This window comes from Micromonospora sp. TSRI0369 (assembly GCF_001905625.1).
GTDB classification, from domain to species: Bacteria; Actinomycetota; Actinomycetes; order Mycobacteriales; family Micromonosporaceae; genus Micromonospora; species Micromonospora echinospora_A.
In genome coordinates, this window is the sequence record NZ_LIVU01000003.1 from 750,801 (window position 1) to 763,032 (window position 12,232).

At 76.2% G+C, this 12,232-nt stretch carries 8 protein-coding genes; 7 read left to right on the forward strand and 1 reads right to left on the reverse strand.

Features of this window, described 5'->3' with window-relative positions; all coding sequences use genetic code 11:
• The first annotated feature begins 1 nt into the window (after position 1).
• The 7 genes from AMK25_RS12235 (at position 2) to AMK25_RS12265 (ending at position 11,668) form a co-directional block, all read left to right on the forward strand.
• On the forward strand, positions 2-286 hold the full coding sequence (locus tag AMK25_RS12235) for a hypothetical protein (RefSeq protein ID WP_241826338.1): 285 nt from the start codon (positions 2-4) through the stop codon (positions 284-286).
• Between the two features lie 67 nt (positions 287-353).
• The gene (locus tag AMK25_RS12240) at positions 354-3,995 is read left to right on the forward strand and encodes a DUF4132 domain-containing protein (protein WP_073828468.1); all 3,642 of its coding nucleotides are present in this window, start codon (positions 354-356) and stop codon (positions 3,993-3,995) included.
• Positions 3,992-5,095 (forward strand): ATP-binding protein, encoded by a 1,104-nt coding sequence (locus tag AMK25_RS12245; protein WP_073828469.1) that lies wholly within the window; start codon positions 3,992-3,994, stop codon positions 5,093-5,095. The genes AMK25_RS12240 and AMK25_RS12245 overlap by 4 nt, the downstream gene beginning before the upstream one ends.
• The gene (locus AMK25_RS12250; RefSeq protein WP_073828470.1) at positions 5,092-7,401 is read left to right on the forward strand and encodes a DUF5682 family protein; all 2,310 of its coding nucleotides are present in this window, start codon (positions 5,092-5,094) and stop codon (positions 7,399-7,401) included. Before AMK25_RS12245 ends, AMK25_RS12250 begins: the two co-directional genes overlap by 4 nt.
• On the forward strand, positions 7,398-8,510 hold the full coding sequence (locus AMK25_RS12255; RefSeq protein ID WP_073828471.1) for a VWA domain-containing protein: 1,113 nt from the start codon (positions 7,398-7,400) through the stop codon (positions 8,508-8,510). The genes AMK25_RS12250 and AMK25_RS12255 overlap by 4 nt, the downstream gene beginning before the upstream one ends.
• A gap of 10 nt (positions 8,511-8,520) precedes the next feature.
• Positions 8,521-10,653 carry an SWIM zinc finger family protein gene (locus AMK25_RS12260; protein ID WP_073828472.1) on the forward strand — a complete coding sequence of 711 codons (2,133 nt, stop codon included), beginning with the start codon at positions 8,521-8,523 and terminating at the stop codon, positions 10,651-10,653.
• 34 nt (positions 10,654-10,687) lie between these two features.
• The gene (locus tag AMK25_RS12265; RefSeq protein WP_073828473.1) at positions 10,688-11,668 is read left to right on the forward strand and encodes a DNA polymerase domain-containing protein; all 981 of its coding nucleotides are present in this window, start codon (positions 10,688-10,690) and stop codon (positions 11,666-11,668) included.
• A 4-nt stretch (positions 11,669-11,672) separates the two neighbouring features.
• On the opposite strand, the gene AMK25_RS12270 is transcribed toward AMK25_RS12265, so the two are convergent.
• The gene (locus tag AMK25_RS12270) at positions 11,673-12,179 is read right to left on the reverse strand and encodes an Lrp/AsnC family transcriptional regulator (RefSeq protein WP_073828474.1); all 507 of its coding nucleotides are present in this window, start codon (positions 12,177-12,179) and stop codon (positions 11,673-11,675) included.
• Between the last annotated feature and the right edge of the window lie 53 nt (positions 12,180-12,232).

Below are 12,232 nucleotides of genomic sequence, written 5' to 3' on the forward strand. Positions count from 1 at the left end.
CCTGATCGCCGCCGTGGTGATCGCGGCGGCGGTCGGCGTCTGGGTCGCGGTCAGCGGCGGTGGCTTCACGCACCGGCTCGGCGTCGCGTTCATGCTCGTCGGCGCCGTGATCGGGATGACCGGCGACCTGACGCTGAGCCGCATCGGCATGCTGCCGGCCCGCTCCGCCTTCGGCCTGGCGCCGGAGCGGGAGGACGGCGGCGGCGGGCGGGTGCTCACCGGCGTCGGCATCTTTCTGTTCGTCTCGGTGCCGCTGATCGTCGTCGGTGCGCTGCTGATCACCTGAGCGGTTCTCACGCTGTCGGTGCCGCCGGTTATGGTCCCCGCACACTGCGGGCGATCAAGGAGACGGTGTGCGCAGATTCGAGTTCGTGGGGAGCGGTTCGGCCAAGTTCTGGGAGGTCGGGCAGAGCGACGCGACGGTGACGGTCCGCTATGGATCGATCGGCGCGCAGGGCCGCACCCAGGTCAAGGAACTGGGTTCGCCGGCCGAGGCCGCCGCGCACGCCGACCGGCTGATCGCGGAGAAACTGCGCAAGGGGTACGCCGAGACGACAGTCGCGCCGTCCGCCGCCCCGACTGCGCCGGGCCGCGCCCCGGAAGTGGCCGATCCGGCCGGCACTGGTTCGGCCGGTAGCGACCCGGCCGGGGCGCCGCCGCCCGCCGGTGAGCTGCCGGACGAGGACGCGTTCGAGGTCCCGGGCGGCTGGCGACGGATGCTGATCCCGCGCCGGGACGGCACACCCGGCCCGGCCCTGCCGTCCGCCGCGAAAAGCCGCGCCGCCGGGCGGAAACTGCTGGACTCGCTGGCCGACCAGCTCGCCTCCACCGCACGGCTCTCCGTCGATCCGGAGCTGGGCCCGGCGCTGCGTGGCTACCTCGACGGTCGGCCCGGTCCGCTGGGCGGGGCGGCGCTGGTGGCGGCGGTGGGCACGGCGCTGGACTACCGGATGCGCGACCAGCAGGGGCACGCCCTCGCCGACCTGCTGGTCGCCGACCTCGGCCCGGCCGGTGCGGCGGTCGCCGCGACCGAGCAGATAACCGTGGCCGCCGGATCGGTGCCCTCGTTTCCGCTGAGCCGCACCGAGGCGACGAACGCCCACAACTACATCCACTGGCGCCTGCGCCGGTCGGTGCTGCGCCGGGTCCGCGCGCACCTCGCAGCGGCCGGCGACGTCGACTACGGCGCGGCCCGCGCCGCGCTGGCCCCGTACCGGTCCGGGCCGCTGTCGGCGCGGGCGGTCACCTCGTTCCTGCTGCCGACCGAGCGGGAGTGGGTGGCCCGGGACGTCGCCGACGTGGCGCGCGAGGGGGGTCCGCTGCTCGCGGAGCTGCTGCTCTGCGCGGTCGACGACGTGGACGCCGTCCACGCCCTTGAGGGGCAGCAGACGGTCTACCGGCTGATGTACGACCTGGCGCCGATCGTCACCGCCACCGCGGCGGTCGGGTCGCCGATCGCGCCGGTGCTGGCCGGCTGGTTCGACCACGAGCACACCGGCGCGGACGCGCGGCAGCGGCTGGTGTCACTGCTGGCGGCCCTGCCCGGTGACGAGCCGATGGCGGCGCTGCTCGACCGGCTGGACCGCAGGTACGTCCCGCCCGCGGTGACGGAGATGCTGCGCCGCTTCCCGGTGCGCGGCGTGCGTCTGCTGTCCGCCGCCGCCGAGGGGCGCACCCCGGCCGCGCGGGAGGCCGCCACGTTGCTGCGCGCCCACGTGCTGGCCAACCCGGCCGCTGTCGAGGCGGCGCTGCCGGTGCTGACCCCGGCGCAGCGGGAACGGATCGAGCAGGCCCGCGACAGCGCCTCGGCGCTGCCGGTCGCCGGACCGGACCGCCTGCCGCCGGTGCTGGTGACGCCGCCCTGGTCGGTTCGCCGGACGCGATCCGCCCCGCCGGTGCTGAGCGGGCTGGACCGGCCCGCCGGTTCCGCGACGGCCTGGCTGCCGGGGGAGCGGGAGCGGTGGGCCGCGATCGTGCCCGGCTGGTCCGGCTACTGGCGGGGCGACGACCTGACGGTGCTCGCCGCCGAGGTCGCCGCCGGCCGGGCCGGGTCCTACGCCGCGATCCACTTCTTCGTCCGGGCCGGGGAGGAACTGGCCCGGCCGCTGCTGCCCGGCTGGCGGCCCGACGAGTCCTGGGGCGCCGACGGGTGGATGCTCCGCCTCGCCGGGCGCTACGAGCTGGACGCGCTGCCCGCCGCGCTGCACCTGGCCCGTACCGCGCCGAAGAGCGTCGGCGAGGTGCTGCTGCCGTACGCCGACGGCGAGGTCGCCGACCTGATGGCCGACTGGCTCGACCGGCTCAAGACGGTCCGCCCGGTCGCCCGGTCGTGGCTGCGGCGGCACCCGGAGTACGCCGTGCGGGCGCTGCTGCCGGCCGCCCTGGGTACGCCCGGCCCGCGTCGCCGGGCCGCCGAGCGGGCGTTGCGCCTGGTCGCCGCGGAGCACCGGGATCTGGTCCTGGACGTGGCCGGGGAGCACGGCGAGGAGGCGCTCGCCGCCGCCACGGTGATGCTCGACGCCGACCCGCTCGCCCAGCTCCCGGCCCGGATGCCGAGCCTGCCGGCGTGGCTGGACCCGGCGGTGCTGCCGCAGGTGCTGCTGCGGGACCGTTCGGCGGCGCTGCCCGCCGACGCGGTGCGCCACCTCTGCACGATGCTTGCCATCTCCTCACCCGGCGAGCCGTACCCGGGGGTGGAGATCGTCCGCGCGGCGTGCGACACCGACTCCCTGGCGGAGTTCGCCTGGGCGCTGTTCGAGTGCTGGCAGGGCGCCGGCGCGCCGTCGAAGGACGGCTGGGCGTTCACCGGGCTCGGGCTGCTCGGCGACGACTCGACAGCGCGGCGGCTCGCGCCGCTGGTCCGGGCCTGGCCGGGCGAGAGCCAGCACACTCGGGCGGTGACCGGCCTGGAGGTGCTGGCACAGATCGGCACCGACGTGGCGCTGATGCACCTGTACGGCATCTCGCAGAAGGTGAAGTTCCGGGGCCTGCGGGAGCAGGCGGCGCGCAAGGTCACCGAGGTCGCCGACGGGCTGAGCCTGACGCCCGAGCAGCTCGGCGACCGGCTGGTGCCCGACCTCGGGCTGGACGCCGACGGCAGCCTGATCCTCGACTACGGGCCGCGCCGGTTCACTGTGGGCTTCGACGAGCAGCTCAAGCCGTACGTGGTGGACGGCTCGGGGGCCCGCCGCAAGGATCTGCCCAAGCCCGGCGCCCGGGACGACGCCACGCTGGCGCCCGCCGCGCACAAGCGTTTCGCCGGCCTGAAGAAGGACGTGCGCACGCTCGCCGCCGACCAGATCCGCCGCTTCGAGTCGGCCATGGTGACCGGGCGGCGCTGGCCGGCCGCGGACTTCCGCCGCTACTTCCTGTCCCACCCGCTGCTGTGGCACGTCGTGCGCCGGCTAGTCTGGGCCACTGTGGACGACGCCGGTCAGGTGGGCGCCGCGTTCCGGGTCGCCGAGGACCGCACGCTCGCCGACGTCGACGACGAGACGTACGCGCTGCCGGACGACGCGACGGTGACCATCGCGCACCCGCTGCGCCTCGGCACGGCGGTGCCGGCCTGGGCGGAGGTCTTCGCCGACTACGAGATCCTCCAGCCGTTCCCACAGCTCGGCCGCGAGGTGCACCGGCTGGACGAGGCCGAGCGCACGGAGAAGCTGCTGCACCGGCACATGGGTGTCACGGTCCCGGCCGGGCGGCTGCTCAGCCTGGAACGGCGGGGCTGGCGGCGCGGCGCCCCGCAGGACGCCGGCATCCAGAGCTGGCTGGAGCGCGAGGTCCCCGGCGGCCGGGCCGTCGTGATCGACCTCGACCCCGGCATCGCGGTCGGGATCGTCGACATGTTCCCCGACCAGAAGATCGAGGCGATCTGGGTCAACGACGTGCCGTACGGCGACTGGTTCCAGCGTGGCGGCAAGGTCCGCCTGCGCGACCTGGACGACGTCACCGTCTCCGAGGTGCTGCGCGACCTGGCGGAGGTGACCCGGTGACCGCGCTCGACCCGGCCGCCGAGCGGGCGCAGCGGCCCCCGGCCGAGGTGCGGTACGCCGACGAGCTGGCCGCGCTGGCCGCGAACGACAGCGATCCGCGCCCGCCCGGCTGGCGGCTGAGCCTGCGCGCCGCGCGCCGGTTCATCCTCGGCGACCCGGCGACCGGGATCCGGCGCAAGTTCGTCGGTGACCCGTCGCTGATCGACAGGGCGCTGGTGGCGCTGGCGACCAGCCGCGGGCTGATGCTCGTCGGCGAGCCCGGCACCGCCAAGTCGCTGCTGTCGGAGCTGCTCGCCGCCGCGGTCAGCGGCGACTCCACGCTCACCATCCAGGGCGGCGCGGCCACCACCGAGGACCAGATCCGCTACTCGTGGAACTACGCGCTGCTGGTCGCCGACGGCCCGTCGCCGCGCGCGCTGGTGCCGGCGCCGCTGCTGCGCGGCATGGCCGAGGGGCGGGTGGTCCGCTTCGAGGAGATCACCCGCTGTCCGCTGGAGGTGCAGGACTGCCTGCTCTCCCCGCTGTCGGACCGGGTACTCGCCATTCCGGAGCTGCCCGGCGCCGACGCCATGGTGTTCGCCCGCGAGGGCTTCAACGTCATCGCCACCGCGAACACCCGGGACCGGGGCGTCAACGAGATGAGCGCCGCGCTGAAGCGGCGGTTCAACTTCGAGACCGTCTTCCCGATCCCCGACCTCGGCACCGAGCTGGAACTGGTCGAGGCGGAGGCGGGCGAGTTGCTGCGCCGCTCCGGCGTGACCGCGCCACCCCGGCGAGACCTGCTGGAGGTGCTGGTCACCACGTTCCGGGAGCTGCGGACCGGGATCACCGAACGCGGCGACGCGATGGAGCGGCTGTCCGCGGTGATGAGCACCGCCGAGGCGGTCTCGGTGGCGCACGCCGTCGGGCTGCGCGGCTGGTTCCTGCGCGGGGAGCCCGGCGACGCCGCGGACCTGGTCGCCTGCCTGGCCGGCACCGCCGCGAAGGACGACGCGGAGGACCTGGCCCGGCTGCGGCGCTACCTGGAGCAGCAGGTGTCCCGCCGCTCCGGCGCGCAGTGGCGGGCGGTGCACGACGCCCGGCACCTGCTGCCCGGGTGAGCGCCGTCGAGGCGCCCGGCGGCGTCACGTTCCTCGGCGTCCGGCACCACAGCCCGGCCTGCGCGCGGCTGGTGGCGGCCACCGTGGCGCGGCTGCGCCCGGCGTACGTGCTGGTGGAGGGTCCGGCGGACCTGAACGGGCGGATGGACGAGCTGCTGGGAGACCACGAGCTGCCGATCGCCGTGTTCACCGCGCACCGCGAGGGCACGCGGCGGCACGCCTCGTGGAGCCCGTTCTGCGCGTACTCGCCGGAGTGGGTGGCGCTGACCGCAGGCCGGGAGGTGGGCGCGCAGCTGCGCTTCATCGACCTGCCCGCGTGGCATCCCGCGCTGAGCGACCGCGCCAACCGGTACGCCGACGCCGACCAGCGGTACGCCGAGGCGGTCCGCCGGCTGTGCGCCACCCTCGCGGTGGACAACGTGGACGCGCTCTGGGACCACCTGTTCGAGATCGGCCCGGACGACGGGCTGGCCGAGCGCCTCGACACGTACTTCGACGTGCTGCGCGGCGAGTCGGCGGCCGGGGCTGACGACACCGCCCGGGAGGCGTACATGGCCCGCTGGGTACGCGCCGCCCGCCGCCGGGCCGCGGGCCGTCCCGTGCTGGTGGTGACCGGCGGCTTCCACCGTCCCGCTCTGGTCCGGCTCACCGCCGGGGCGGGGGACGACGGGCCGGAGGACGACGACTGGCCGCAGGTGCCCGCCCCGGCGCCCGACGCGGTGGCGGGCAGCTACCTCGTGCCGTACTCGTTCCGGCGGCTCGACGCGTTCGTCGGCTACCAGTCCGGGATGCCGTCCCCGGCGTACTACCAGCGGGTCTGGGAGGACGGTCCGCGCCGGGCCGCGGAGGCGCTCACCGAGGCGGTCGCGGCCCGGCTGCGCGCCCGGCGGCAGCCGGTCTCCACCGCGGACCTGATCGCCGCCCGGAGCATGGCCGGCGGCTTGGCCCGGCTGCGCGGCCACGCCCACCCGGGCCGGGTCGACGTGCTCGACGGGCTGGTGTCCGCGCTGGTCACCGACGCGCTCGACCAGCCGCTGCCGTGGGCGACCCGGGGCACCCTGGCGCCCGGCGCGCACCCGGTGGTGGTGGAGATGGTGGCCGCGCTCAGCGGTGACCGGGTGGGCCGCCTGCACCCGGGCACACCGCTGCCGCCGCTCGTGCACGACGTCGACGCCGAGCTGGAACGGCACCGGATCGACCCGCACGAGACGATCGAGCTGGACCTGACCGATGCCGGCGACCTGGCCCGCAGCCGCCTGCTGCACCGGCTGCGCCTGCTCGACGTACCCGGTCATGTCCGTGAGCGCGGTCCCCGGGTGGGCGCGGACGCGCTGCTCACCGAACGCTGGTCGCCCGCCCCGTCGGCGGACCGGCTCGCCCGGGTGATCGAGGCCGGCGGGTACGGGCCGACCGTCACCGACGCGGTCACCGCCCGGGTCGAGGAGCGGGTGACGCTGCTCGGCGCGGACGTGGACGCGCTCGCCACGACGCTGTTCGACACCGCGCTGGCCGGGCTGCCCGAGCACTCCACCCGGACCCTCACCGCGATCGCCCGCGCCACCGGCTCGGTCACCGACCTGCGGGCGCTGGGCCGGGCGCTGGCCGTTGCGCTGGCCCTGTGGCGGCACGACCGGCTGCTCGGCAGCGCCGGAACCGCCCCGCTCGGCGCGCTGATCACCGCCGCCGTACGCCGGGCGCTCTGGCTTGTCGAGGGCGTACGGGCGGCGGCCGCGCCGGCCGACCCGGGACGCCTGGTCGCGCTCGTGGCGGTCCGGGACGCGGTCCGTCATGCCGGCCCGGCGCTCGGGCTCGACCGGGACGGTGCGCTGGCGGTGGCCGGGCGGGTCGCGGCCGACGCGGCGGCCCCGCCGGACCTGCGCGGCGCGGCCCTGGGCCTGGCCTGGTCGCTCGGGGACGTGCCGGACGCCTCCCGGGCGGTCCGGGCCGTGGCCGCGCCGGACACGCTCGGCGACTGGCTTTCCGGGCTGTTCGCGCTGGCCCGGGAGGAGGTCGTGGCGGGCGACGCCGCGCTGCTCACCGTCGTCGACGAGCTGCTGGCCGGGATGGGCGCGCACGACTTCCTGGTGGCGCTGCCGGCGCTGCGGCAGGCGTTCGGCTGGTTCCCGCCGCGCGAGCGGGCGGCCGTGGCCCGGCACGTGCAGGCGCTGCACGGCGGCGACGCGCCGCCCGGTGACCTGCTGCGGCTGGACGCGGACCCGCTGCTGGTGGCCGCCGCCCGCGCGGTGGAGGAGCGGGTCGACGCGGTGCTGATCCGGGAAGGGCTGTGGGAGGGGGACGGGACGTGAGCGACCCGATGCGGGAACGCTGGCGGCTGGTGCTCGGCGACGCCGCGCAGGACAGCCTGGGCGGCCTGTCGGCCGAGGCGGCGGGCCGGGACGCGGCACTGGACTGGCTCTACGGGCGCGACGCCGAACTCGGCCGCCGCGACGTGCGGCGGGGCGGGTCCGGCCCGTCCATCCTGACCACAGTGGACTGGCTGGACGGCATCACCCGGCTGTTCCCGAAGGAGACGGTGCAGCGGCTGGAGCGCGACGCGGTCGAGCGGTACGGCATCCACGACGTCGTCACCGACCCGGCGGTGCTGGCCCGGGTCGAGCCGAACCCGGCGCTGCTGCGCGCCGTACTGCGCACCAAGCACCTGATGAACCCGGACGTGCTGCGGCTGGCCCGGAAACTTGTCGAGGCGGTGGTGCGGCAACTCGTCGAGCGGCTGGCCGCGGAGGTGCGGCAGTCGTTCTCCGGTCCCCGGGCGCGACGACCCAGCCGGTTCCGGCAGGCCCGCAACTTCGACGTACGGCGCACCATCCGGGCGAACCTGGCCCACTGGCAGCCGGGGGAGCGCCGCCTGCACGTCCGGCAGCCGCACTTCTTCTCCCGTACCCGCCGCCACCTGGACCGCTGGCAGGTGATCCTGCTGGTGGACCAGTCCGGCTCGATGCTCGGCTCGGTGATCCACGCCGCGGTGACCGCCGCCTGCCTGTGGGGGCTGCCCGGCGTACGGACGCATCTGGTCGCCTTCGACACCGACGTGGTCGACCTGACCTCCGACGTGGACGACCCGGTGGAGCTGCTGATGAAGGTGCAGCTCGGCGGCGGCACCGACATCGCCCGCGCGGTCGCGTACGGCGCGCAGCTCGTGGAGAACCCGCGCCGCGCGATCGTCGCGCTGGTGTCCGACTTCTACGAGGGCGGGAACGCCGGGCGTCTCGTCCGATCGGTGCAGCAGCTCGTGGAGCAGGGCACGCACGTGCTGGCCCTGGCCGCGCTGGACGAGGAGGCCGACCCGGCGTACGACCGGAACACCGCCCAGCGGCTGGCCGACGTGGGCGCCGCGGTAGGAGCGATGACGCCGGGCGAGCTGGCCGCCTTCGTGGCCGAGCACGTGGGCCGGTAGGGGGACCGCCGTGACCCGCGAGGACCTGATCGCGCTCACCCCGGACGTGCTCGCCGCGCTGAGCAACAGGGGCCTGGTGAAACGCGCCACCAAAGAGGTCGACGCCGGTGAGCGGCCGGTGCTCACCGAGGACACCGACGGCGCGGTGCGCGCCGCGTACCCGGACGGGGTGACTGTCACGCTGCCGCCCGGCGGCGGCCTGGCGGCCGCCCGCTGCTCCTGCCCGGCGCCCGGCGTGTGCCGGCATCTGCTCACCGTCGTGCTCACCTACCAGCGCACGCACGCCGCCGCCCCGGACCGCGACACCGCCCCGGGTAACGGCGCCGCACCCGACCAGAAGGCCGCACCGGACCGGGAAGCCGCGCTGGACGGGAAGGCCGTGCCGGGCCGGCGCGCCGGCCCAGGCGGGCAGGGCGCTCCGGGCCTCGGCCCGTCGCACGACCGTGGAGCTGCGCCCGGCCGGGAGGACGCCGCGGCCGGCAGCGAGCCATCGCGGTGGTCGCCGGGCGACGTCACCGACGAGGAGCTGAGCGCCGCGATCGGCGCGCCCGCGCTCGCCGCCGCTCGACGACGGCTGCGGCGCGGCTACTCCGCGGTGGTCCACCGGCCGGACGCCGCCGACCCGGTCCCGCGCGTGGAGCTGCCCACCGGCACGGTCCGGTTTCTCGTGCCGGGGCAGATCGGGTACGCGCGCGGCGACGCGGCCGACGACGGCGGCGAGTCGATCGCGCTCGCCGTGTGGGCGTGCCGGGCGGCCGACCGGCAGCACCCGGACCGGCCCGAGGCCCAGGTGCGCGTCGGCGGACCGGCCACCGTGACGAACCTGGCGGCGCTGGACGCGGCGGTGACGCTGGCCGCCGACGTGCTGCTGACCGGGGCCGCGCACCTGGGCTCCGGCACGGACGCCCGGCTCGCGGCGGTCCGCCGGGACCTCGACGCGGCCGGGCTGCGCTGGCCGCTGCTTGCGGTGGACGACCTGGCCGGGCAACTGGAGGCGTACGCCGCGCGCGGCGCCCGGTACCGCCCGGAGACCCTGGCCGACCTGCTCGCCGAGCTGCCCGCGCGGCGGCGCGCGGTGGTCAACGCGGGCGCGACACCGGCGGAGCGGGTGCTCGGCGCGCACGAGCCGGCCGAGACGCCGCTGCGGCGGCTGCGGCTGACCGGTCTCGGCGCCCGGGTCCGCGAGAGCGCCGGGGAGACAGCCGTGGACGTGGTGCTCGCCCACCCGGCGGCCGTCTCGGTGCTGGTGCTGCGGCGCACCTACCCGGTCACCGATGACGGCGCACCCACCGGGCACGAGCTGGCCGGACGGCGGGTCACCGGCGCCACGCTCGGCGCGCTGGCCACCGGCAACGTGGTCTCCGAGTCGGCGGTGCGCAGCGCCGCGCACCGGCTCCGGTTCGCCGCCGGCCGGCTGGCCCGCACCACTGTGACCCCGGGCGCCGGAGAGTGGTCCGGGCTGCCACCCGGCCTGCTGGCCCGCGACCCGGACGCGCTCGCCGCCGAGCTGGCGGCGCGACCGCCCCGGCTGCTGCGCCCCCGCGCCGCCGCCGAGTCGGTGCGGGTGCTCGCGCTGGGCGAGGTCCGCGCCATCGGGTACGCGGCCGGTGAGCAGCGCCTCGACGCCACGGTGACCGGGGCCGACGGCGGCACGGCGACAGTCACCGCGACCCACCACTCCGCCGCACCCGGCGCACTCGACGCGCTCGCGGCGGCGCTCGACGGCACGCACGGGCTACCGCGGTACGTCAGCGGGACGGTACGCCGCGGCGCCGACGGACTCGTGGTCGAGCCGCTGGCGGTGGTCGCCGACGCGGTGGTCGTACCCGATCTGGCGCCCGGTGCGGGCGACGGGCGGCTGGCCGGCGGGGTCGATGCCCGGCCCGACCCGGTCGCCGCCGCGCTGAATGCGGCGTCGGCGCTGCTCGCCCAGGCCGCGCACACCGGCCTGCGGCACCTGCCGTCCGGCTTCCCGGACCGGCTGCGCGCGACGGCGGCCGGGCTCGCCGGGGTCGGCCTGGACCGTTGCGGCGCGGCCCTGTCCGGCGTGGCCCTGGCACTCGGCGCCGAGGCCGGCGAACCGGCGGTACGGGCCTGGGTGGACGCCTGGATCCGCTTGTCGGTGACGGCGGAGTCCCGGTGAGCCGGTCCCCGCGGCCGGGAAGGATCGCTACGGTGTGACGGTGGCGACCACGGCGGCGCAGGAGATCCAGGTGGGGGAGCGGCTGGTCCGTGTCTCCAGTCCCGACAAGCCCTACTTCCCGGAGCGCGGGCTGACCAAGCTGGACGTGGTCCGTTACTTCCTGTCCGTCGGCGACGGCATCCTGCGTGCGCTGCGGGACCGGCCGACCATGCTGGAACGCTGGCCGCGCGGCGTGTTCGAGGGCGCGAAAGTCGCCACCCGGCAGACCAACAAGGGCGACGCGTTCTACCAGAAGCGGCTCCCGGCGGGCGCGCCCGACTGGGTGCGTACCGCGCACATCACGTTCCCGAGCGGCCGTACCGCCGACGAGGTCGCCCCGAGCGAGCTGGCGGTGGTGATCTGGGCGGCCAACCTGGGCACGCTGCGGTTCCACCCGTGGCCGGTGTCGAAGGACGACGTGGAGCACCCCGACCAGCTGCGCATCGACCTCGATCCGATGCCGGGGGTCGACTTCGCGCAGGTGGTGCCGGTGGCGCACGAGGTACGCGCGTTCCTGGCCGAGCTGGGCCTGGAGGGCTTCCCCAAGACCACCGGCGGGCGCGGCATCCACGTCTACGTCTCCATCGAGCCGCGCTGGAGCTTCGGCGAGTGCCGGCGGGCGGTGCTGGCGCTCGGCCTGGAGATGCAGCGCCGCCTGCCCGACCTGGTCACCACCACCTGGTGGCGTGATCAGCGGGACCGGCCGGTCTTCGTCGACTACAACCAGATGGCCCGCGACCACACGATGACCTCGGCGTACTCGATCCGGCCGACACCCGCGGCGCTGGTCTCGGCGCCGCTTGACTGGTCCGAGCTGGACGACGCCCGCCCGGAGGACTTCGACGTGCTCAGCATGCCCGCGCGGTTCGCCGGGCGCGGCGACCCGCACGCCGGGCTGGACGGGCGGCGGTACTCGCTGGAACCGCTGTTGGAGCGGGCCGACGCCGAAGGGCTGGAGTCGCCGCCGGAACGCTGACCGGTCAGTCCCAGGGGCTCTGCGTGCCGTCGAACTCCTCGAACACCAGCCAGGTACGCGTGGACAGCACCCCGGCGATGCTCTGCACCCGGTCCAGCACCACGTCCCGCAGCGTCGCGTTGTCCGGCGCCCGGACCAGCGCGAGGACGTCGTGCTCGCCGCTGAGCAGCGCCGCGTGCTCGATGTAGCGCACCTGGGCCAGCTCGGCGGAGACCTCCCGCCAGGTGTTCTGCTCGATGGTCAGCGCGATGTACGCCGACGTGCCCAGCCCGGCCGGCTCCGGCGCGACCCGCGCGGTGAACCCGGTCAGCACCCCGTCGCGCAGCAGCCGCTCCACCCGGGCGTACGCGTTGGTGCGCGAGACGTGCACCCGTTCGGCGAGCGTACGGATGGACGTCCGGGCGTCGCGGACCAGTTCGCGCAGGATCCGCCGGTCCACCTCGTCCAGCGGCCCGGCAGAACGTCCCGTTCCGCCCGCCGCGCCCGGTGTGGCGCCGGTCTCCTGGCTCACCTCAGCCGCCCTTCCGTGCCATTCGTCCCGCGTTCATCCCGCATGTTGAGTCA